23 protein-coding genes are annotated in these 21,561 nt (G+C 63.4%); 17 read left to right on the forward strand and 6 right to left on the reverse strand.

What is annotated here, in order from left to right:
* Nucleotides 1-3 precede the first annotated feature (3 nt).
* Together ychF and KI612_RS02755 are read left to right on the forward strand one after the other, a co-directional pair.
* Nucleotides 4-1,095 carry a redox-regulated ATPase YchF gene (ychF, locus tag KI612_RS02750; RefSeq protein ID WP_226442309.1) on the forward strand — a complete coding sequence of 364 codons (1,092 nt, stop codon included), beginning with the start codon at nucleotides 4-6 and terminating at the stop codon, nucleotides 1,093-1,095.
* A gap of 24 nt (nucleotides 1,096-1,119) precedes the next feature.
* Nucleotides 1,120-2,901 (forward strand): putative bifunctional diguanylate cyclase/phosphodiesterase, encoded by a 1,782-nt coding sequence (locus KI612_RS02755; RefSeq protein WP_226442310.1) that lies wholly within the window; start codon nucleotides 1,120-1,122, stop codon nucleotides 2,899-2,901.
* On the opposite strand, the gene KI612_RS02760 is transcribed toward KI612_RS02755, so the two are convergent.
* Complete coding sequence (locus KI612_RS02760; protein ID WP_226442311.1) at nucleotides 2,898-4,397, reverse strand: polyamine aminopropyltransferase; 1,500 nt, start codon at nucleotides 4,395-4,397, stop codon at nucleotides 2,898-2,900. The two genes, KI612_RS02755 and KI612_RS02760, sit on opposite strands and share 4 nt — an antisense overlap.
* 141 nt (nucleotides 4,398-4,538) lie before the next feature.
* On the opposite strand from KI612_RS02760, the gene KI612_RS02765 reads away from it, so the two are divergent.
* The 7 genes from KI612_RS02765 (at nucleotide 4,539) to KI612_RS02795 (ending at nucleotide 9,113) form a co-directional block, all read left to right on the forward strand.
* Nucleotides 4,539-5,108: a YceI family protein gene (locus KI612_RS02765; protein WP_226442312.1), complete on the forward strand. Its 570-nt coding sequence runs from the start codon at nucleotides 4,539-4,541 to the stop codon at nucleotides 5,106-5,108.
* Nucleotides 5,109-5,258: 150 nt separating this feature from the next.
* On the forward strand, nucleotides 5,259-6,359 hold the full coding sequence (gene ribBA, locus KI612_RS02770; protein WP_226444127.1) for a bifunctional 3,4-dihydroxy-2-butanone-4-phosphate synthase/GTP cyclohydrolase II: 1,101 nt from the start codon (nucleotides 5,259-5,261) through the stop codon (nucleotides 6,357-6,359).
* A gap of 3 nt (nucleotides 6,360-6,362) precedes the next feature.
* Nucleotides 6,363-6,836: a 6,7-dimethyl-8-ribityllumazine synthase gene (ribH, locus tag KI612_RS02775; protein ID WP_226442313.1), complete on the forward strand. Its 474-nt coding sequence runs from the start codon at nucleotides 6,363-6,365 to the stop codon at nucleotides 6,834-6,836.
* Complete coding sequence (gene nusB, locus KI612_RS02780) at nucleotides 6,833-7,321, forward strand: transcription antitermination factor NusB (protein WP_226442314.1); 489 nt, start codon at nucleotides 6,833-6,835, stop codon at nucleotides 7,319-7,321. Before ribH ends, nusB begins: the two co-directional genes overlap by 4 nt.
* A gap of 4 nt (nucleotides 7,322-7,325) precedes the next feature.
* Nucleotides 7,326-8,294 carry a thiamine-phosphate kinase gene (gene thiL / locus KI612_RS02785; RefSeq protein ID WP_226442315.1) on the forward strand — a complete coding sequence of 323 codons (969 nt, stop codon included), beginning with the start codon at nucleotides 7,326-7,328 and terminating at the stop codon, nucleotides 8,292-8,294.
* A 4-nt stretch (nucleotides 8,295-8,298) separates the two neighbouring features.
* The gene (locus tag KI612_RS02790; RefSeq protein WP_226442316.1) at nucleotides 8,299-8,784 is read left to right on the forward strand and encodes a phosphatidylglycerophosphatase A family protein; all 486 of its coding nucleotides are present in this window, start codon (nucleotides 8,299-8,301) and stop codon (nucleotides 8,782-8,784) included.
* A gap of 56 nt (nucleotides 8,785-8,840) precedes the next feature.
* Nucleotides 8,841-9,113 (forward strand): type II toxin-antitoxin system HicA family toxin, encoded by a 273-nt coding sequence (locus tag KI612_RS02795; RefSeq protein WP_226442317.1) that lies wholly within the window; start codon nucleotides 8,841-8,843, stop codon nucleotides 9,111-9,113.
* 79 nt (nucleotides 9,114-9,192) lie between these two features.
* On the opposite strand, the gene KI612_RS02800 is transcribed toward KI612_RS02795, so the two are convergent.
* Nucleotides 9,193-9,762: an OmpA family protein gene (locus tag KI612_RS02800; protein ID WP_226442318.1), complete on the reverse strand. Its 570-nt coding sequence runs from the start codon at nucleotides 9,760-9,762 to the stop codon at nucleotides 9,193-9,195.
* 177 nt (nucleotides 9,763-9,939) lie between these two features.
* Between KI612_RS02800 and KI612_RS02805 the strand changes: the two genes are divergently transcribed.
* From KI612_RS02805 to hemA, 5 genes are all read left to right on the forward strand, one after another.
* Nucleotides 9,940-10,938: a sulfate ABC transporter substrate-binding protein gene (locus tag KI612_RS02805; protein ID WP_226442319.1), complete on the forward strand. Its 999-nt coding sequence runs from the start codon at nucleotides 9,940-9,942 to the stop codon at nucleotides 10,936-10,938.
* Nucleotides 10,939-11,814 (forward strand): sulfate ABC transporter permease subunit CysT, encoded by an 876-nt coding sequence (gene cysT, locus KI612_RS02810; RefSeq protein WP_226442320.1) that lies wholly within the window; start codon nucleotides 10,939-10,941, stop codon nucleotides 11,812-11,814.
* Entirely contained in the window at nucleotides 11,811-12,677 is an 867-nt protein-coding gene (cysW, locus tag KI612_RS02815; RefSeq protein ID WP_226442321.1) for a sulfate ABC transporter permease subunit CysW, read from the forward strand. The genes cysT and cysW overlap by 4 nt, the downstream gene beginning before the upstream one ends.
* Nucleotides 12,674-13,738 carry a sulfate/molybdate ABC transporter ATP-binding protein gene (locus tag KI612_RS02820; protein ID WP_226442322.1) on the forward strand — a complete coding sequence of 355 codons (1,065 nt, stop codon included), beginning with the start codon at nucleotides 12,674-12,676 and terminating at the stop codon, nucleotides 13,736-13,738. The genes cysW and KI612_RS02820 overlap by 4 nt, the downstream gene beginning before the upstream one ends.
* 87 nt (nucleotides 13,739-13,825) lie before the next feature.
* Complete coding sequence (gene hemA / locus KI612_RS02825) at nucleotides 13,826-15,076, forward strand: glutamyl-tRNA reductase (RefSeq protein WP_226442323.1); 1,251 nt, start codon at nucleotides 13,826-13,828, stop codon at nucleotides 15,074-15,076.
* Between the two features lies 1 nt (nucleotide 15,077).
* On the opposite strand, the gene KI612_RS02830 is transcribed toward hemA, so the two are convergent.
* On the reverse strand, nucleotides 15,078-16,700 hold the full coding sequence (locus KI612_RS02830) for a GGDEF domain-containing response regulator (protein ID WP_226442324.1): 1,623 nt from the start codon (nucleotides 16,698-16,700) through the stop codon (nucleotides 15,078-15,080).
* Nucleotides 16,701-16,831: 131 nt separating this feature from the next.
* Between KI612_RS02830 and prfA the strand changes: the two genes are divergently transcribed.
* From prfA to grxD, 3 genes are read left to right on the forward strand one after another with little or no spacing between them, the layout of a single operon-like run.
* Nucleotides 16,832-17,914: a peptide chain release factor 1 gene (gene prfA / locus KI612_RS02835; protein ID WP_226442325.1), complete on the forward strand. Its 1,083-nt coding sequence runs from the start codon at nucleotides 16,832-16,834 to the stop codon at nucleotides 17,912-17,914.
* A gap of 2 nt (nucleotides 17,915-17,916) precedes the next feature.
* A complete protein-coding gene (gene prmC / locus KI612_RS02840) occupies nucleotides 17,917-18,738 on the forward strand; it encodes a peptide chain release factor N(5)-glutamine methyltransferase (protein WP_226442326.1) in 822 nt (273 codons plus the stop codon).
* A 12-nt stretch (nucleotides 18,739-18,750) separates the two neighbouring features.
* Complete coding sequence (gene grxD / locus KI612_RS02845) at nucleotides 18,751-19,074, forward strand: Grx4 family monothiol glutaredoxin (RefSeq protein WP_226442327.1); 324 nt, start codon at nucleotides 18,751-18,753, stop codon at nucleotides 19,072-19,074.
* Nucleotides 19,075-19,125: 51 nt separating this feature from the next.
* Here the strand turns inward: grxD and KI612_RS02850 are convergent, their stop codons facing one another.
* Genes KI612_RS02850 through KI612_RS02860 form a run of 3 tightly spaced genes read right to left on the reverse strand, consistent with a single transcriptional unit; the run spans nucleotide 19,126 to nucleotide 21,561 of the window.
* Entirely contained in the window at nucleotides 19,126-20,217 is a 1,092-nt protein-coding gene (locus KI612_RS02850; RefSeq protein ID WP_226442328.1) for a protein-glutamate methylesterase/protein-glutamine glutaminase, read from the reverse strand.
* Entirely contained in the window at nucleotides 20,199-20,732 is a 534-nt protein-coding gene (locus tag KI612_RS02855) for a chemotaxis protein CheD (protein WP_226442329.1), read from the reverse strand. Before KI612_RS02855 ends, KI612_RS02850 begins: the two co-directional genes overlap by 19 nt.
* Entirely contained in the window at nucleotides 20,725-21,561 is an 837-nt protein-coding gene (locus KI612_RS02860; RefSeq protein ID WP_226442330.1) for a CheR family methyltransferase, read from the reverse strand. Before KI612_RS02860 ends, KI612_RS02855 begins: the two co-directional genes overlap by 8 nt.

A 21,561-nucleotide genomic window follows, 5' to 3' on the forward strand; every position in this document is an offset into this window, starting at 1 on the left:
TCCATGTCTCTCAAATGCGGCATCGTCGGCCTGCCCAACGTCGGCAAATCCACCCTCTTCAACGCCCTGACCAAGTCGGGCATCGCGGCGGAAAATTACCCCTTCTGCACCATCGAGCCGAACGTCGGCATCGTCGAAGTGCCGGACAAGCGCATGGCCCAGCTCGCCGAGATCGTCAAGCCGCAGCGCATGCAGCCCGCCATCGTCGAGTTTGTCGATATCGCCGGTCTGGTGGCTGGCGCGTCCAAGGGCGAAGGCCTGGGCAACCAGTTCCTCGCCAACATCCGTGAAACCGATGCCATCGTGCACGTCGTGCGCTGCTTCTCCGACGACAACGTGATTCACGTTTCCGGCGGTGTCGATCCGCTGCGCGATATCGAAGTCATCGATACCGAACTGGCCCTGGCCGACATGGCCTCCGTCGAAAAGGCGCTCAACCGCTACCGTCGTCCGGCCAATTCCGGTGACAAGGAAGCCAAGATCCTGGTTGCCGTGCTCGAACGCTGCTTTGCCCAGCTCGACCAGGCCAAGGCCATCCGTGCCCTCGATTTCTCCAAGGAAGAGCTGGCGCTGTTGAAGCCGTTCTGCCTGATCACCGGCAAGCCGGTGCTCTACGTTGCCAACGTCGCCGAAAACGGCTTCGAGAACAATCCGCTGCTCGACGCCGTGCGCGCCCATGCCGCGACCGAGAAGGCTGAAGTCGTCTCGGTCTGTGCCGCCATCGAAGCGGAAATCGCCGACCTCGACGACGAGGAAAAGCAGATGTTCCTGGCCGACCTCGGCCTCGAAGAGCCGGGCCTCGATCGCCTGATCCATGCCGGCTACAAGCTGCTCGGCCTGGCCACCTACTTCACCGCCGGCGTCAAGGAAGTGCGCGCCTGGACCATCCATCAGGGCGACACCGCGCCGCAGGCAGCTGGTGTCATCCACACCGACTTCGAACGCGGCTTCATCCGCGCCCAGACCATCGCTTTCGACGATTTCATCGCCTACAAGGGTGAAGCCGGTGCCAAGGAAGCAGGCAAGATGCGCGCCGAAGGCAAGGAATACGTCGTCAAGGATGGCGATGTGCTGAACTTCCTGTTCAACGTCTGACGCAGTAGCCAGGAGGGCGGCGCGATGCAAGCGGATCGACCGGGGGCGGCTGCCCCCTTGTCTGACGAGGTCGGTCCCGCCCTCAGTGGCGAGGTTCTGCAACGTGTTTTCCTGCAGAGCCACGAGGCGGTTCTGGTGTGTGACGCTGCCAATCGCATCGTTGCCGCCAATCCTGCCTTCGTCAGGCTGACCGGTTACACGCTGGCCGAAGTGGCCGGGCAGGACCCGAAGTTTCTGGCCTCCGGGCGGACCGATCCGCTGGTCTATGAGTCGATGTGGCAGGCGCTGCAGGAAACGGGTTTCTGGCAGGGCGAAATCTGGGACCGGCGCAAGGACGGCAGTGTCTTTCCCAAATGGGTCAGCATTTCGGCCCTGCGCGATGCTGCCGGTGCCATCCTCAACTACGTTGCCAGCTTCACCGATGTCAGCGAAAGCCGCGAAGCGGCCGACCGCCTGGTCCATCTCGCCTATCACGATCCGCTGACCCACCTGCCCAATCGCCTGGCTTTCGAGTCGCAACTCGAGCTGGCGCTGCGCACCTGCGAGCGCGACAACAGCCAGATCGCGCTGATGCTGATCGACCTCGATCGCTTCAAGAACATCAACGACACGCTCGGTCACCACGTTGGCGACGGCTTGCTCCGGCAGGTCGCGTTGCGCCTGCGCGAAAGCGTGCGGGCCAGCGACATCGTCGCCCGCCTGGGGGGTGACGAATTTACCGTCGTGCTGCCCGACATCGATTCGGCGCTGACCGCAGCCAGCGTGGCCGGCAAGCTGCAGCGCGCCCTGGCCGGCAGTTACCAGGTCGGCGAGCACACCTTGTACGCGACACCGAGTATCGGCATCAGTGTGTTTCCGAGCGATGGCCGCGACGGCGAGACCATGCTGCGCAATGCCGATACGGCGATGTACCACGCCAAGAATGCCGGGCGCGACAACTACCAGTTCTACGCGGCGCGCATGAACGAGGCGGCGGGTGAGCGCCTGCAGATGGAAAATGCACTGCGTCATGCCGTTTCCAGCATCACGCCGACCTCAAGCCAGTTTTCGCTGCACTTCCAGCCGCAGATGCACATCGAGTCCGGGCGCATTGTCGGTCTCGAGGCGCTGGCGCGCTGGAATCATCCAACGCTGGGGCAGGTGCCGCCGACCCGCTTCATCGCCATTGCCGAAGAAACCGGCCTGATCCTGCCGCTCGGCGACTGGGTTTTCTGGGAAAGTTGCCGTCATGTCAGTGCCTTGCGCAAGGCGGGCATCGCCGACATTCGCGTCGCGATCAACATCTCGGCGCAGCAGTTGCGCCATGAGAACCTGCCCTTCGTCGTGCGCGGTGCGCTCGCTTGCTACGACCTGCAGCCGTCCGATATCGAGCTGGAGATCACCGAGAGCACGGCGATGCAGAATCCGGAAGTGACGCTGGAAATTCTCAACCAGTTTTCCGACATGGGCATCGTGCTTGCCATCGACGACTTTGGTACCGGCTACTCGTCACTCGCCTATCTCAAGCATCTGCCGATTCACCGCTTGAAGCTCGACCGCTCCTTCGTCAAGGACATCGAGACCGATATCAACGACAAGGCGATCTGTTCCGCGACCGTGGCGCTCGGCCACAATCTCGGTCTTGAACTGGTTGCCGAAGGCGTCGAGACGCTGGAGCAGCGCGACTTTCTTGCCCGGCTGGGTTGCGACGTGCTGCAGGGCTTCCTATACAGCAAGCCGATGCCGGCCGAGCTAGTGGTCGATTACCTGCGCGGCATGGCCGAGCCGGGTGTCTGTGCGGCCAATGCCGTGCCCAGGCAGGGCTAGCGGATCACCTTGCGCCACTCGGCTTCGAAGTAGCGCACCAGCACCTGGTTGTTCAGGCGGTTCACCTCGGCCGGCAGGCGTTCCATGTCGGCCGGGAAGGTGAACAGGGCGGGCTGCGTTTCCGGCGTCAAAAAGCGGGTTTTTTGCCGGTCGACCGGTGCGGGAACGAATTCCTGGCGACCGGCGATGATGAAGCCCCATTCCCCGAAGGACGGCACCAGCGCGTGGTAGGGCGCCGTCTTCAGGCCGACATCCTCAAGTGTCGCGACCACGCACCAGAAGGATTGTCGCGCATAGAGCGGCGACGTCGACTGGACGACGAGCAGGCCGTTGGCTGACAGGCGCTTTTCCAGCAGGCGGTAGAAGGCGGCGGTGTACAGCTTGCCGATGGCGAAATTGCTCGGGTCGGGAAAGTCGACGACGATGAAGTCGAAATAGTCGTGGCTGTTTTCCAGCCATTGCAGCGCATCGGCATTGATTACCTCGACGCGCGGCGACTTCAGCGCGTTTTCGTTGAGCGCGGTCAGCGCCGGTGCGGTCGAGAAAAGATGGGTCATGGCCGGATCGAGATCGACCAGGGTGACTTTCTCGATCGCCGGATATTTCAGGATTTCGCGCACCGCCAGGCCGTCGCCGCCGCCCAGCACGAGCACGCGACGCGCCGCCGGCAGGCTGGCCAGGCCGGGATGGACGAGGGCCTCGTGGTAGCGGTATTCGTCGTGCGACGAGAATTGCAGGTTGTTGTTGAGGAAGAGACGCAGGTCGTCGTGCCAGCGGGTGACGACGATGCGCTGGTAGGGCGTGGTTTCGGTGTGGATGATGTCGTCGGCGTAGAGATGGGCCTCCGCCATTGAAGTCAGCTGGCCGGCGCCGGCAAAACCGGCGACGAGCAGGGCGAACACGCTCCACGATTGCAATGCCAGCCAGCGTCGCGCCGGCAGCTGGGCGCGGAAGAGGTGCAGCGCCCAGAGCGCAACGCCAACATTGAGCAGGCCGAAGAGCAGGCCGGTGCGGACCATGCCGAGATGCGGCGCGAGGACCAGCGGAAACAGGATGGAGACCACCAGCGCGCCGAGATAGTCGAAAGTGAGCACTTGCGACACGAGATCCTTGAAGTCGAGATCGCGCTTCAAGATGCGCATGACGAGCGGGATTTCCAGACCGACCAGGACGCCGACGCCGAATACGGCGAGATAGAGCAGCAGCTTGAACGGCCCGGTCAGCCACGTGAACACGAGAAACAGGCCGATTGCCGAAAAGCCGCCGAGCAGGCCGACCAGCAGCTCGATCTGGATGAAGCGGCCGATCAGGTCGCGCGTGATGTATTTCGACAGCCAGGAGCCGGCGCCCATCGCGAACAGGTAGGTGCCGATCACCGTCGAGAACTGCATTACCGAATCGCCGAGCAGGTAGGACGCCAAGGCGCCGGCGATCAGCTCGTAGGCCAGGCCGCAGGAGGCGATGACGAAAACCGAGAAGAGCAGGGCGTGGCGCATGGACGATGACGAAGGGATGGCTCGGGCCGATATTGTGCCCCGAATCGGGAACGCCGCCGCCGGCTTTCGGTCAGAAACAGCATCAGCACCAAGCTCTGCGTCGGAGCTTTTCCGGATTTTGCCCTTTTGCGAGCGTCGACCGTGTCCATCAGACTTTTCCTGGTTTCCCTGCTTGCCGCTCTGTCCATGCCCTCGCTGGCGGCCGAGTACGTGATCGATTCGACCCACACCTACGCCAGTTTTGAAATCGACCACATGGGTTTTTCCACCCAGCGCGGGCGTTTCAACCGGACCTCCGGCAAGGTCAGCTTCGACGAAGCGGCGGCGGGCGGCAGTATCGACATCCGCATCGAGGCGGCGTCGCTCGATACCGGCTTCGCGCTGCGCGATGACGTGCTGCGCGGCGAGCAATGGTTCAATGCGGCGAGCTTTCCCGATGTGCTGTTCCGCAGCCAGCGCTTTGTCTTTGACGGTGCGCGCCCGGTCGCGGTCGAGGGCACGCTGATGCTGCTCGGCGAAATCCGGCCGCTGCGTCTGGAAATCAGCCGCTTCAAGTGCGGCTTCAATCTGCTGTTGCGCCAGCGCGGTTGCGGCGCCGACGCGCAGGGCGTGCTGCGCCGCTCCGATTTCGGCATGAATACGGGCCTGCCTTTCATCGGCGACGAAGTGCGTCTGCGCATCCAGGTCGAGGCCTACCAGAGCGGCAGCTGATTCGCGGTTTTTGCCTGTTTTTGCCGGTCGACCGGTGGCAACGGGCAGATACCGGAATGCTCGGGCGCCTTACTAAAGTCATGTGCTATCAGCCTGTTTCTGCGAAAATAGCACCCCCCCATTTGCTGTATCCGGAAACCCATGTCCCCGTTGCCTGCCATTGCCAATACCGCCGAAATCGTTGCCGAGCTCAAGGCCGGCCGCATGGTCATCCTGGTTGATGAAGAAGATCGTGAAAACGAGGGCGACCTCGTCATGGCCGCCGAGCACATCACGCCGGAAGCGATCAATTTCATGGCCAAGTTCGGCCGCGGCCTGATCTGCCTGACCCTGACCGAAGCACATTGCAAGAAGCTCGGCCTGGTCCAGATGGCGCGCAACAACAAGACCCAGTACGGCACCGCCTTCACCGTTTCGATCGAAGCCGCCGAAGGCGTCACCACCGGCATTTCCGCGGCCGACCGCTCGCACACCATCCGCACCGCCGTGGCCCGCAACGTGGTCGCCGACGACATCGTGCAGCCTGGTCACGTCTTCCCGATCACTGCCCGCGAAGGCGGCGTGCTGGTCCGCGCCGGGCATACCGAAGCCGGTTGCGACCTCGCCGGCATGGCCGGCCTGCAGCCGTCCTCGGTGATCTGCGAGATCATGAACGACGACGGCACGATGGCCCGCCTGCCGGAATTGATCGAGTTCGCCAGGGAGCACGGCCTGAAGATCGGCACCATCGCCGACCTGATCCACTACCGTGCCGCTTCCGAAACCCTGGTCGAGCGCGTCACCAGCAAGCCGGTGCAGACCGCCCACGGCGAATTCACGCTGCACGCCTACGTCGACCGCGCCAGCGGCGCCACTCACCTGGCCCTGGTCAGGGGCGAGATCCCGGCCGGCGGCGAGACCCTGGTCCGCGTCCATGAGCCGCTTTCGGTGCTCGACTTCCTCGATCCGTCGAGCAAGCAGCAGTCCTTCTCGATCGATCAGGCGCAAGCTGCGCTGGCCAAGAATGGCCACGGCGTCATCGTCCTGCTGCACCGGCCGGAAGACAGCGAGGCGCTGCTCACCCGCCTGACCGGCAAGACGCCGCAGGCGCCCGCCAAGTGGGATCCGCGTACTTACGGCATTGGCGCACAGATCCTGCGCGATGTCGGCGTCACCAAGATGCGCCTGCTTTCCAGCCCGCGCAAAATGCCTTCCATGACCGGCTTCCAGCTTGAAGTTACCGGTTTCGTCACCTCACCTGCGGAGCTCTAAACCATGGCCCGGTTCGACAATATCTACGAGTACGACAACAATCTGGACGGCGCCGGCCTCAAGGTTGGCATCGTGATGTCCCGTTTCAACCTGCCGGTCTGCGAAGGCCTGCTCTCGTCCTGCGTCAACGAGCTGAAGCGGCTCGGCGTCGCCGATGCCGACATGGCGATCGCCAACGTGCCGGGCGCGCTGGAAATCCCGCTCGTCCTGCAAAGCATGGCGCAGAGCGGTTGTTTCGATGCGCTGGTGGCGCTCGGCGCGGTCATTCGCGGCGACACCTACCACTTCGAAGTGGTTTCCAATGACGCCTGCCGCGCCATCATGGAAGTCCAGCTCGATACCGGCGTGCCGATCGCCAACGGCATCCTGACCTGCGATACCGACGAGCAGGCCGAAGTCCGCATGCAACCCAAGGGCGCCGATTGCGCCCAGGCCGCCGTCGAGATGGCCAATCTTCAGAAGGCACTTTTCGAATGACCACTTTCCTCAGCGACAGCGAACATCCCCACGACGTCAAGGCGCCGCCCAAGTCGGCCCGCCGCCGTTCCCGCGAATTCGTCCTGCAGGGCCTCTACCAGTGGCGCGTCGGCGGTGCCGACGAGGCCGCCATCGAAGCCTACGCCCCGGAGCTGGAAGGCTTCGCCAAGGCCGACCGCGAATTCTTCGTCGGCACGCTGCGCGGCGTCATCGCCCAGCGCGAGGCGCTGGTGTCGCAGATCACCGCCCACCTCGACCGGCCGTTCAGCGAACTGTCGCCGATCGAAGCCTGCGTGCTGATGCTCGGCTGCTTCGAGATGCTGCATCATCCGGAAACGCCGTACCGCGTCATCATCAATGAGGCGATCGAGCTGGCCAAGGCCTTCGGCGGCACCGACGGCCACAAGTACGTCAATGGCGTGCTCGACAAGGTCGCCCTCGGCGCCCGTGCCGAAGAAGTCGCCGCCAAGAAGAAGGCCAGCTGAAACGATGGCCGGTGAGTTCGCGCTGATCGACCGCTACTTCGCCCGGCCGACGCCCTCGGCCGTGCTTGGTCCCGGCGATGATTGCGCGCTGCTGCAGCCGTCGCCCGGCATGCAGCTCGCGGTGACCACCGACATGCTGGTCGCCGACACGCATTTTCTGCCCGATACCGATCCGAAGAACCTCGGCTGGAAGGCGCTTGCCGTCAATTTGTCTGACCTCGCCGCGATGGGGGCCAAGCCGCGCTGGGTGACCCTGGCCGGTGCGCTGCCGGCGGTCGACGAGGCGTGGATAGGCAAATTCGCCGAAGGCTTTTTTGCCTGCGCCAGTGAATACGGCGTCGATGTGGTCGGTGGCGATACCACCAGGGGGCCGCTCAACCTGTGCGTCACCGCCATGGGCGAAGTTGCCCCCGGCCAGGCGCTGCGCCGTGATGGCGCGCAGCCCGGTGACCAGATCTGGGTTTCCGGCCGGCCTGGCCTGGCCAGTCTCGGCCTCGCCCTGCTCCAGGGCCGCATCGAACTGCCCGAACCCTGGCCGCGCCTGTGCATCGGCGCGCTGGAAAAGCCGCGGCCGCGCGTTGCACTCGGCCTGGCGCTGCGCGGCGTGGCGAGCGCGGCGATCGATGTCTCGGACGGCCTGCTCGCCGATCTCGCGCACATTGCCGAACGTTCCGGCTGCGCTGCCAACGTCAAGCTGGTCCAGTTGCCGCACCTGCCCAAGGGCGAGAGCTACGATGCGGTGCTGCGCAAAATGGCCCTCGAATGCCAGTTGACCGGTGGCGACGACTACGAACTCTGCTTTACCGCGCCGTTTGCGCAGCATCTGGCGCTCGGCCGGATTGCCGCCGAACTCGAATTGCCGCTGTGGTGCATCGGCGAAATGACGGCCGGCCCGGCCGGTACGGTCACCGTCCTTGATCCGGACGACAAGCCGGTCGAGTTCGACAGCAAGGGTTACGACCACTTTGCCTGAGAGCATGCGACCCGCGCCCAGCCGCAAGTTCCTGCTCGCCAGCCCGGCCCACTTCCTGGCGCTCGGCTGCGGCAGCGGCCTGGCGCCGAAGGCGCCGGGGACTTTCGGCACCCTGTTCGCCTGGGGCAGCTTCCTGCTCTTTCGCCCGTATTGCAGCGATGCGCTGCTGCTCGGCCTGTTCGCGGCGGCCTACCTGCTCGGTATCTGGATCATCGACATCACCGGGCGCGCCCTCGGCGACCCCGACCATGGCAGCATCGTCTGGGACGAGATCGTGCCCTTCTGGCTGGTGCTCTTGCTGACGCCGGATACCTTCTTCTGGCAACTGGCGGCCTTCATGCTGTTTCGCTATTTCGACATCACCAAGCCGCAGCCGGCGCGTTATTTCGATACGCACGTCAAGAACGGCTTTGGCGTCATGGCCGACGATCTTGTTGCGGCCGGCTATACATTGCTCGCCCTGGCCCTGGTCAAAATCGCACTTTCCTGAGCGTCGACCGCCGGGCGGCATAGAATGGCCGTATCCATTTCGTCAGGAGCCCAGCCATGAGCCACAAGCATGCCCACCTGATGCGCAGCATCTTCCAGGACCCGCCCTCAGCCAATATTCACTGGCGGGAAATCGAATCCCTGCTCAACCACCTCGGTGCCGAGGTCGAACCGGCGCACGGGCGCTGCAAGGTGACGCTGAACAAGGTCGAGACTTTCCTGCATCCGCCGCATGGCGGCAGCACCTGCAGCCGGACCGACATCAAGGCGGTGCGCGAGATGCTGCTGCACGCCGGCATCACGCTGGCGGCTTATGAGAGTGGCAGTTAGTTAGCGGCAAATGAAAAGGGCGCCGCAGCGCCCTCAAATATCAACTAATAGCTGGATCCTCAATCCCGGATCCTGACGCTCAGTCTTCCTTCTCGTACACGACGTCGGCGCGACGGTTTTCGGCCCAGGACTCTTCGTCGTGGCCCTTCAGCTTCGGCCGCAACTCACCCAGGCTCTTGATCCTGACCTGCTTTTCCGCAGCGCCGTTGCTGATGATCGCCTGGCGGACATTGTCGGCGCGTTTCTGGCCGAGGCGGGCGTTGTAGCCGGCCGGGCCGCGTTCGTCGGCATTGCCTTCGATGCGCACCTGCGCGGCCGGGTGGCTGGCCAGGTAGCGTCCGTGCGCCTGTAGTGCCGGCTCGAATTCAGCCTTGACGGCCGCGTTGTCGAGATCGAAATAAACGCTGCGCTGCGTGCGCAGGCCGGTTTCATCCATCTTGATCGGGGCGTCGTCGGTCGCCTTGGCCACGGCACTGGCCGGGGCGCCTTCACCTTGCAGTTCGGCCGGCACCGGCTGGCCGAGCAGGCCGGGGTGCACGCGCAGCGCGCCGCTTTGCGAAATATGCTTGCTGACCGGGATATCACTGGTTGAAGCGCAGGCGGTCAACAGGGCGGAAAGCAGTAGGGTGGCAGGCAGGGTGGCGCGCATGGTGGATTCGGCTGCGTATAGGAAGGCGAATGATAGCTGCTTGGGGGGCTTACGAACAGGCCTGCTTGTGCCTGTTGCGGCTTTATATTCTTTGTCGGGATAAACAAATTCGAAAGCTGTCTTTGTGGCTATAAGGATGTCGTCTAAATTGGCGTTCATTAATTCATGAGGTGAACCATGACCCGATTCCATCGTTCCATTTCCGGCCTGCTGCTTGCCCTGGTTGCCGGTGCCGCCCTGGCTGATGCCAGCCTGCTCAATTCCTCCTACGACGTGGCCCGCGACGTCTACAAGGACTACAACCCGCTGTTCCAGAAATACTGGAAGCAGAAGACCGGTGAAACGCTCGAGCTGAAACAGTCGCACGGCGGCTCGTCGAAGCAGGTGCGTGCCGTTGCCGACGGCCTCGAAGCCGATGTGGTGACCATGAACCAGGCCAACGATATCGAATTCCTCGCCGAGAAGGGCCTGGTCGCCAAGGACTGGACGAAGAAATTCCCGAACAACGCCTCGCCCTATACCTCGGCCATGGTCTTCATCGTGCGCAAGGGCAACCCGAAGGCGATCAAGGACTGGTCCGACGTTGCCGCACCGGGCGTGCAGATGATCATTCCGCATCCGAAGAACACCGGCAACGGCCGCAATACCTATCTCTCGGCCTGGGCCTGGGCGCTGCGCCAGAAGGGCGGCAATGACAAGACGGCGCAGGAGTTTCTCGGCAAACTGCTCAAGAATGCCCCGCTCTTCGCTGCCGGTGGCCGCGATGCGACGACGACCTTCATGCAGCGCGGTCTGGGCGACGTGCTGATCACCTTCGAATCCGAGGCCGAAATGATCGCCAAGGAATTCGGCAAGGGCAATTTCGAAGTGGTCTATCCCAGCCTGACGCTGCAGACCGAGTTCCCGGTCGCCGTGGTCGAGAAGGTCGTGGACAAGAAGGGCACCCGCAAGCAGGCGCAAGCCTACCTGGAATACCTGTGGTCCAAGGAAGGCCAGGAAAATGCCGCGCAGAACTACCTGCGGCCGCGTGATGCCGAACTGCTCAAGAAGTACGCCGCGCAGTTCCCGCCGGTCAAGACCTTCACCGTCGATGAAGTGTTCGGCGGCGCCAACAAGGCGTTTGCGACCCACTTCAAGGATGGCGGCAGCTTCGACCAGATCTACGTGCAGAAATAAATGACGACAAAAACCCACCGCGTGTTGCCCGGCTTCGGTCTGGCGCTGGGCTACACGCTGGTCTATCTCTCGCTGCTCATCCTGCTGCCGCTCGGCGGCATGATTCTCAAGGCTTCCGAACTCGGTTTCGGCCAGATCATCGACATCGCCCTGGGCGAACGTTCGCTGGCCGCCTTCCGGGTAACCTTCGGCGCCTCGCTGCTGGCCGCCGGCATCAATGCCTTTTTCGGCCTGATCGTGGCCTGGATCCTGGTGCGCTATCCCTTCCCCGGCAAGCGTTTCGTCGATGCCCTGGTCGATCTGCCCTTCGCCCTGCCGACGGCGGTGGCCGGCATCACGCTGGCGACGCTCTACGCCGGCAACGGCTGGCTCGGCCAGTACATCGAGCCGCTCGGCTTCAAGGTTGCCTACACGCCGCTCGGCATTGTCGTCGCGCTGACCTTCATCACCCTGCCTTTCGTCGTGCGTACCTTGCAGCCGGTGATCGAGGACATCGAAACCGAAGTCGAGGAGGCGGCTGCCTCGCTCGGCGCCTCGCGCTGGCAGACTTTCGTCAAGGTGATCTTCCCGGCCATCTTCCCGGCCCTGCTCACCGGTTTTGCGCTGGCTTTCGCGCGCGCCGTCGGCGAATATGGCTCGGTGATCTTCATCGCCGGCAACCTGCCGCTGATTTCGGAAATCACGCCCTTGCTGATCATCTCCAAGCTCGAGCAATATGACGTGCTGGGTGCTACGGCGCTGGCCGTGGTCATGCTGGCGCTGTCCTTCATCCTGTTGCTGACGGTGAACCTGCTGCAATGGTGGGCGGCCAATCGCCACAAGAACAACGAGCCGCTCGAAGCCGCCGCCGGCCGGGCGGCGGGAGGTGCGCAATGAAATCGACGCGTGCCACGCAGGAACCGGTCTGGGTTCGCTATACGCTGCTCGCCATCGGCCTCGGCTTCCTGTTCTTCTTCCTCGGTCTGCCGCTGCTCGCCGTTTTTGTCGAGGCACTGGCGCAGGGCGTGCCTATCTATCTCGAGGCCTTGAAGGAGCCGGAAACGGCTTCCGCCATCGGCTTGACCGTCGGCATCGCGCTCGCCGTGCTGCCCTTCAACATCGCCTTCGGCGTCGCCGCCGCCTGGGCCATCGCCAAGTTCGAGTTCCGCGGCAAGGCGCTGCTGATCACGCTGATCGACCTGCCGTTCGCGGTCAGCCCGGTCGTCGCCGGCCTGATCTTCATCCTGCTCTTCGGTTCGCAGGGCAGCTTCGGGCCGTGGCTGTCCGAGCACGACATCAAGATTGTCTTCGCCGTGCCGGGCATGATCCTCGCCACCTTGTTCATCACCTTCCCCTTCATCGCGCGCGAGCTGATTCCGCTGATGCAGGCGCAGGGCAAGGATGAAGAGGAGGCGGCGGTGTCGCTCGGTGCTTCCGGCTGGCAGATGTTCCGTCGCGTCACGCTGCCCAACATCAAGTGGGGGCTGCTCTACGGCGTGATCCTGTCGAACGCCCGGGCGATGGGCGAGTTCGGCGCGGTATCGGTGGTCTCCGGCCACATCCGCGGCGAAACCAACACCCTGCCGCTGCATGTCGAGATTCTCTACAACGAATACAACGCCATCGGCGCCTTTGCCGCGGCTTCCATCCTCGCCCTGCTGGCGCTGGTCACGCTGGTCGCCAAGACCATCGTCGAATGGCGCATGAAGAAGGAGACGGAAATGCTGACCACCGTACTGGCGCCCGAGAAAACATCATGAGCATCGAAATCCGCAACATCTCCAAGCGCTTCGGCAATTTCGTCGCGCTCGACAATATCAACCTCGCCATTCCGACCGGCGAACTGGTCGCGCTGCTTGGCCCGTCCGGCTGCGGCAAGACGACCCTGCTGCGCATCATCGCCGGCATGGAAAGCGCCGACCAGGGTGACATCCTGTTCTCCGGCGCCGAGGCGACCCACCTGCATGCGCGCGAGCGCGAGGTCGGTTTCGTCTTCCAGCATTACGCGCTGTTCCGCCACATGACGGTGTTCGAGAACGTCGCCTTCGGCCTGCGCGTCAAGCCGCGCAAGGAGCGGCCGAACGAGGCCGAGATCAAGCGCCGGGTCATGGAATTGCTCGGTCTGGTCCAGCTCGACTGGCTGGCTGATCGTTACCCGTCGCAACTCTCCGGCGGTCAGCGTCAGCGCATCGCGCTGGCCCGCGCGCTCGCCGTCGAACCGAAGGTACTGCTGCTCGACGAGCCGTTCGGCGCGCTCGATACCAAGGTGCGCAAGGAACTGCGCCGCTGGCTTCGCCGTCTGCACGACGAGATGCATATCTCTTCTGTGTTCGTTACGCACGACCAGGAAGAGGCGCTCGAAGTCGCCGACCGCGTCGTCGTCATGAATCATGGCCATATCGAACAGATCGGTTCGCCCGACGAGGTTTATTCGAATCCGGCGACGCCCTTTGTTTACCAGTTCCTCGGCAACGTGAATGTGTTCCACAGCCGCGTCCAGGATGGCTATGCCGAAGTCGAGCGCAGTGAGTCGGCCGACAAGGCAACCGCCTTCGTCCGGCCGCACGATATCGATATTTCGCACCAGCCGGTGGCCGAGGCGCTGCAGGCCAGCGTCCAGCATGTGCACCCGATCGGGCCGCTGGTCCGCGTCGAATTGCTGCACGGCAGCGAGATCGTCGAGGTCGAACTGTCGCGCGAACGACACGAATCGCTGCAATTGGCGGTCGGGCAGCAGGTCTGGTTCCGGCCGCGCCAGATGAAGGTGTTCGGTGCGGAGGCTGTACGGTCGACCGGCGAAAAACAGGCATTTCTGTTCTAACCGGAAGCCCGGGTCGAGCGGCTGCCGGAGCGGCTCGACCCGGATGCTATAATCGCCCCCCGTTTACCCGCGCCTCGGCTTATTCCGGTGATCTTTACCCTCGGCATCAACCACCATTCGGCACCGCTTGCCATCCGCGAGCGGGTGGCTTTTGGCGCTGAAAAGCTGCAGCATGCGCTGGCCGACCTGACGCGCAGCCAGCCGGTGCGCGAGGTGGCGATCCTCTCGACCTGCAACCGGACCGAGATCTACTGTTCCGCCGAGACGCCCGAGGTGGTGATCGACTGGCTGGCCCGCTACCACGGCGTCGAGCGCAGCGAGATCGCACCCTATCTCTACACGCACGATCAGCCGGAAGCCATCCGCCACGCCTTCCGCGTCGCCAGCGGTCTCGACTCCATGGTCATCGGCGAGCCGCAGATCCTCGGCCAGATGAAGGATGCCGTGCGCGCCGCCGAAGAGAGCGGCACGCTCGGTTCGCAATTGCACAAGCTCTTCCAGCGTTCCTTTTCGGTCGCCAAGGAAGTGCGCAGCACGACGGCGATCGGCGCCAATATCGTGTCGATGGCAGCGGCCGGTGTGCATCTCGCCGAGCGCATTTTCGAGTCGGTCGGCGAGCAGCGCATCCTGTTCATCGGCGCCGGCGAAATGATCGAGCTGTGTGCCGCGCATTTCTGCGCCCGCCAGCCGAAGCAGGTGACCATCGCCAATCGCACGCTGGAACGCGGTCGCGCCCTGGCCGAGCGCTACAACGGCACCGCCATCCGTCTCGATGAACTGGGCGAGCACCTGGCGCAGCACGACATTGTGGTTTCCTGTACCGCCAGCCCGTTGCCCATCATCGGTCTGGGCATGGTCGAGCGCGCCGTCAAGGCACGCCGGCACCGGCCGATGTTCATGGTCGACCTGGCCGTGCCGCGTGACATCGAGGAAGAAGTCGGCGAACTCGATGACGTCTTCCTCTACAGCGTTGACGATCTGGCGCAGGTCGTCGAAAGCGGTCTCGAGTCGCGCCAGGCCGCTGTCGTTGAAGCCGAAGACATCATTGCGGCGCGGGTCAGGGATTTTCAGGCCTGGCTGCAGGCGCGCGACACCGTCCCGGTGATCCGCTCGCTGCGCGACTCGGCCGAGCGCATGCGCCGGCACGAGATGGAACACGCCATGAAGCTGCTGGCCAAGGGCGAACCCGCCGACAAGGTGCTCGAGCATCTGTCGCATCGCCTGACCAACAAGTTCCTGCATACGCCGACGCAGGCGCTCAATCTTGCCGACGACGTCGAGCGCAACGATTTGCAGAGCGCCGCCTCAAGACTTTTCGGCCTGCACGCCGGTGACTGACTCAGCCTTCCTTGCCGGGGGCGAGGACCAGTCGGTTGCGTCCCTTGCGTTTGGCTTCGAGCAGTGACTCATCGGCGGCGCCGATCAGGTCGGAAACACTGGAGTAATCGGGCAGGGCAGCGACGCCGCAACTGAAGGTGGCGCGCAGGGTGCCCTGGGCATGGGTGTGCGGCAACTGCGAAAAATCCTCGCGGATCTGTTCGAGCAGCGCAATGGCGCGCACCAGGTCGACATCGGGCAGGGCGATGATGAACTCTTCCCCGCCGTAGCGGCCAATCAGGTCGGTGTTGCGCAGGCGACCGCGCAGCAGCCAGGCCAGGCTGCGAATCACCTGGTCGCCGACCGGGTGACCAAAGGTGTCGTTCACCATCTTGAAGCGGTCGATGTCGATCATCGCCACGACCAGCTTGCCACTCTGTTCCGCGTCGTGGAGCAGGCGTTCGATCTGCTCTTTCGAGGTCGAGTGATTGAGCAGTCCGGTCAGGCTGTCATGCTGACCGGAGTAAAGCATCTCGCGGTAGCGCTCGATCTTGGTCTTGACCACCGAGGCCAGGATGATCGGGTTCACCGGCTTGGTCAGGAACTGGTCGCCGCCCAGGCGCAGCGCTTCGACCTGCTGCACGATGTCGGTCTCGCTCGACAGGTAGATCACCGGCAGCGACTGGTAGTCGCGGATCTGGCGCAGGGCGCTGGTCACTTCGACGCCGGTGCAGAAGGGCATGTACATGTCCATCAGGATCGCGTCCGGCCGGTATTCGGCAGCGGCTTCGAGGAGCAGGCGCGGGTCGTTGATGGCGCGGCTGTCGATGCCATGCTGCGACAGCGAGCGACGGATGTGGGCGACGGCGGTGGCCGAATCCTCGACGACCAGCACGCGGTGCATTTCCTGTTCACGCATTTCGACCAGGTCGAGTATGCGCGACAGTACGTCGCTGACCTTGTTGCCGACCGGCACGCAGGCGTCGGCGCCGGCGCGCTGCAGCAGCACGATGCTCTGCAGGTTGGAGGGCACCGCCAGGCAGTAGAAGTAGCTGGTCGGAAAGCGGGTGCGCAGGGCGACGATGGCGGCGATTTCGGCCGGCGGATAGGCGCGGCCTTCGCGATCCGGAATGAAGGCAAAGGCGAGCGCCGGTTCGTTGTCCGCCGGCTGCTCGCCCCAGCGCAGGTATTCCGGCGTGAAGCCGAAGAAGCTCAATTGCTCGCCGAGCGAGCCGGCCCACGGATGATCGGCACGTGAAACCAGGATGACCCGGCGTGGCCGGTTCCAGGTGTCCTCACAGTGTCCCTCGGGCGCGTCGAGCACGCGTCGGGCGAGGACTGCCGGGGTTTCGTGGCGCTGCAGTTCGGCCAGGATGATGTTCAGCTTGCGCTCGATGCCGTTGGCCTGGTCGAGCGGCACCGGATGCATCGAACTGTCCGCGAACAGCGACAGCGCCGTGTTTTCGAGTTCCTGACAGGCGCGGACAAGCCCCGGCAAATGCTGGCGGTTGAGGTGCTCGGTCAAACCGTTCAGCGACAGGGTGAATTCGACAAAGGCATCGAATTCGCCATCGGCACGATAGGTTTCCCAGCCTCGCTCCAGCGTTTGAGCCAGGGCAATGATGGATTGGGGGAAGTGGAACATCAGGTCTTTTTCAGAATCGCGCAATTATGCTGATGGAACGTTCCCGTGGCAATCACGTTCGCTCGCCGGGAGATGCTGAACTCGGTTACCATTACGCCCCTTCGAACCCCCCGGCTGGTCGGCCAAACGCAATGAAATCGAGCATTCGCCAAAAACTGGATCTGCTGGTCGATCGTCTCGACGAAATCGACCGCATGCTGTCGGCCCCGAGTACGGCTGGCGACATGGACCAGTTTCGCAAGCTGTCGCGCGAACGGGCCGAACTCGATCCGGTCATTGCCCAGTTTAACGCTTTTCGTCAGGCCGAGAACGATCTGGCTGAGGCCGAAGCGATGCGCGCCGATCCGGAGATGCGCGATTTTGCCGAAGAGGAAATCGCCGCGGCCAAGGCGCGTCTGCCCGAACTCGAAATCGAGCTGCAGAAGCTGCTGCTGCCGAAGGACCCCAACGACGAGCGCAGCGTGCTGCTCGAAATCCGCGCCGGTACCGGCGGCGACGAATCGGCGCTGTTCGCCGGCGATCTTTTCCGCATGTATTCGCGCTTTGCCGAGCGCCAGCGCTGGCAGGTCGAAGTGATGTCGGCCAGCGAATCGGAACTGGGCGGCTATCGCGAAATCATCTGCCGCATTGCCGGCAACGGCGCCTATTCGCGCCTCAAGTTCGAATCGGGCGGGCATCGCGTGCAGCGCGTGCCGGAAACCGAAACCCAGGGCCGCATCCATACCTCGGCGTGCACCGTGGCGATCATGCCGGAAGCCGACGAGGTCGAGGACGTCAATCTCAACCCGGCCGATCTGCGCATCGACACCTTCCGCGCCTCGGGCGCCGGCGGTCAACACATCAACAAGACTGATTCCGCGGTGCGCATCACGCACATCCCGACCGGCATCGTCGCCGAATGCCAGGACGGCCGCTCGCAGCACGCCAACAAGGCCTCGGCCATGAAGGTGCTGGCGGCACGGATCAAGGACGTGCAGGTGCGCGCGCAGCAGGCGCATATCTCGAGCACGCGCAAGAGCCTGATCGGCTCCGGCGACCGCTCCGAGCGCATTCGCACCTACAATTTCCCGCAGGGCCGGATCACCGATCACCGCATCAACCTGACGCTGTACAAGATTGCCGCGATCATGGACGGCGACATGGACGAACTGCTCGGTGCGCTCGCTGCCGAACACCAGGCCGACCTGCTGGCGGAACTCGCCGAGCAGAATTGAAAATGACGCTTTTTGAAGCGTTGACCGCTGCGCGGCAAAAAATCGACCGGCTCGATGCCCGCCTGCTGCTGCAATACGCCACCGGCTGCACTCACACCGATCTGCTGGCGCGCCCGGAAATGCCGGTGATTGCGCCGGCTTGGGCGCAATTCGCCGAGTGGGTCGAACGCCGCGCGGCCGGCGAGCCGCTTGCCTACCTGGTCGGCGAAGCCGAATTCCGCGGTCGCGTCTTCCAGGTTTCGCCCGAGGTGCTGATTCCTCGCCCGGAAACCGAGGTGCTGATCGAACTGGCACTTGAACGCCTGCAAGGTCTTGAACAGCCGCGTATTCTTGATCTCGGCACCGGCTCCGGCATCGTCGCCATTTCGCTGGCGCTGGAATGTCTTGGCGCGCAAGTCATAGCGGTCGACCTGTCGGCGGGGGCGATTTCCGTCGCCCGCAACAATGCCGGCCGGCTTGGTGCCCGGGTCGATTTCCGTGCCGGCAGCTGGTTCGACCCGCTGCCCGGCGAACGCTTCGACCTGATCGTCTCCAACCCGCCCTACATCGCCGATGGCGACCCGCATCTGGCGCTGAATGGCTTGCCTTTCGAACCGCAGATGGCGCTCACCGATCAGGAGGCGGGTGGCAACGGTCTGGCTTGCATCCGGGCGATCGTCGCCGGCGCCGCCGCGCATCTGAACCCCGGCTGCTGGCTGCTTTTCGAGCATGGCTACGATCAGGGCGCAGCGAGCCGGAACTTATTGGCCGCTGCCGGGTTCAAAGCGGCGTTCACTCATCCCGACCTGGCCGGCATCGACCGGGTCAGCGGCGCCCATCTTTAATCAGGAGCAAGCATGTCCGACGTACAAAAACGCATTCACGATACCGTGACTTCCAACCCGGTTGTCCTTTACATGAAGGGTGACGCCCGCTTCCCGCAATGCGGTTTCTCGGCGACCGTCGTGCAGATTCTCAAGGTCTGCGGCGTCGAGGACTTCGTTACGGTCAACGTGCTGGCCGACGAGGAAATCCGCAACGGCGTCAAGGAATACGCCAACTGGCCGACCATTCCGCAGCTCTACATCAAGGGCGAATTCGTCGGTGGTTGCGACATCGCCAAGGAAATGTACCAGACCGGCGAACTGCAGCAATTGCTGGAAGGCATTGCCAAGGTCTGAGCCCCGGCTCGCACCAAAGACAAAGCCCGCCAATCGGCGGGCTTTGTCTTTTCAGCCCTTGCGGCTGATCCGGCCGAGGATGGCTTCCGGAATGTTTTTCAGGGGTAGAACCTTGTCGACCGCGCCGAGTTTGACGGCTTCCTTCGGCATGCCATAAACGACGCAGCTGTCTTCATCCTGGCCGATCGTCCAGGCCCCGGCATCGTGCATTTCCTTGAGCCCCTTGGCGCCATCGTCACCCATCCCGGTCATGATGATGCCGACCGCGTTCTTGCCGGCAAAACGGGCTGCCGAGCGGAACAGCACATCGACCGACGGGCAGTGCCGGCTGACCGGTGGACCGTCGACGACATCGACCACGTACTGGGCACCGCTGCGCTTGAGCAGCATGTGCTTGCCGCCCGGTGCGATCAGGGCGCGCCCGGCCATCACCCGGTCGCCGTGCACGGCTTCCTTGACCTCGATCTGGCACAGGCCGTTCAGGCGTTGCGCGAAGGCGGCCGTGAATTTTTCCGGCATGTGCTGGACGACGACGATGCCGGGGCAGACGCGGGGCAAGGCGGTCAGTACGACTTCCAGGGCCTGCGTGCCACCGGTCGAGGTGCCGATCGCGACGATGCTCTCGGTGGTCTGCGCCATGGCCTGATTCTGGCCGCCAGCGGCGAGAATCACATCGGCCGACAGTTTCGGGGTGGTCGCCAGCAGCGGCGTCAGCGGCCGGGCCGGGCCGAGGCGCTTCAAGTTCGCCTTCGAGGCAGCCTTGATGGCATGAATCAGTTCACTGGCACTTTCGATCAGGAACTGGCGCAGCGCCGTCTTCGGCTTGGTGACGATGGCGAAGGCTCCGGCGGCGAGGACCTGCATGGCCGTTTCCGAGCCGCGTTCGGTGAGCGTCGAGCAGATGACGACCGGGGTCGGGCGGGTCGCCATGATCTTTTTCAGAAAAGTCACGCCATCCATGCGCGGCATTTCGACATCGAGCACGATGACGTCGGGCCAGGCCTTCTGCATCTTCTCGAGCGCGAAGATCGGATCCGGCGCGGTAGCGATGACCTCGATTCCGGCATCTTCGTCCAGACTGGCCGATAGCACCTGCCGGACAACGGCGGAGTCATCGACGATCATTACCTTGATTGCTGACATGCTTTGCGTCCTGTGAGTTTGTTTTTTTCGGGGGTGATGGTCGAGTGTCTGAGATGGACGTGGCCGCTCCAGACATCGAACAACAGGTTGCGATGGCCATAGCCTTCGACATGCGATGCGACACAGGTCAGGCAGTGGTTTTTCATCAGGGCGAGGGCGGCTTCGACATTTTTCTGGCCGATGTGGCGATCATGGCGCCGGGTCAGTTCGGGAAACATGTTGCCGCCGCCAAAAATGCGCAGGCGGAAGGCGGCCGGGTTGAGCCCGGTCGCGTGGATTTCGCCCAGCATCAACTGCATCGCCTCGTCGGCATAGCGCCCGTCCGGGCCATTGCTGCTGCGACAGCCGCGGCTCGGCAACATGAAGTGGCACATGCCGCCGACCAGTTCCTGCGGATGCCAGAAAACCAGCGAGACGCAGGAACCGAGTACGGTGCGCAGGCGTGTGTAGCGATCACCGAAGTAATGCTCGCCGGGTTGCAAGAAGATTTCGATGACACCGTCGGGCTTACGCATCGGGCTTGCGGTAGATCGAAGGACGTACTGTTTTCAGCGCATCGGTGATGCCGTTCAGGTTTTCCGAATGGCTGATCATGAAATAGCCGCCGGGGCGGAGAAGCGGCAGGATGCGTTCGATGACCCGGCGCTTGGTGTCGATGTCGAAATAGATCATCACGTTGCGCAGGAAGATGACATCGAAGGTGCCCAGCTTGGGCAGGGCGTTGTTCAGGTTGATCTGGCGGAAGCTGATGCGCTCGCGCAGGTTCGGATTGATCAGTACGCTGCCCTCGTGCTGGCCGATGCCTTTCAGGCAGTGCTTGTGCAACAGATGACGCGGAATGCCGGAGCAGTCTGCCAGCGGATACAGGCCGCCCTCTGCTTCCTGCAGGACGCGGCTGCTCAGGTCGGAAGCAACGATTTCCCAGGGGCGCTGGCCGAGCACGTCGGAGAGCACCATGGCAATCGTGTAAGGCTCTTCGCCGCTCGAGCAGGCCCCGCTCCAGACGCGGAACGGGCCGCGTCCGATCGCCTCGGGCAGGATCTGGTCGCGCAGGAAATCGAAATGCTTGGGTTCGCGGAAAAAATAGGTTTCGTTGGTCGTCAGCAGGTCGATGGTGACCTGCAATTCCTGCCGGTCACTTTGTGCCCGGCGGAAATACTCGATATAGCTGCCGATTTCGAGCTGGCGCAGACGTTTTGACAAGCGTCCGGCCACCAGTGGCTTTTTGGCATCGCTCAGACTGATGCCTGCCTGCTCGTAGATCAGCTTGCGAAACAGCTGGAACTCGTTGTCACCGAGTCCCAATCCACTGTTGCCCGTAGCCTTGTTGCTTGCCTGCGCCAT

Source organism: Quatrionicoccus australiensis (assembly GCF_020510525.1).
In the GTDB taxonomy this organism is placed as follows: Bacteria; Pseudomonadota; Gammaproteobacteria; order Burkholderiales; family Rhodocyclaceae; genus Azonexus; species Azonexus australiensis_B.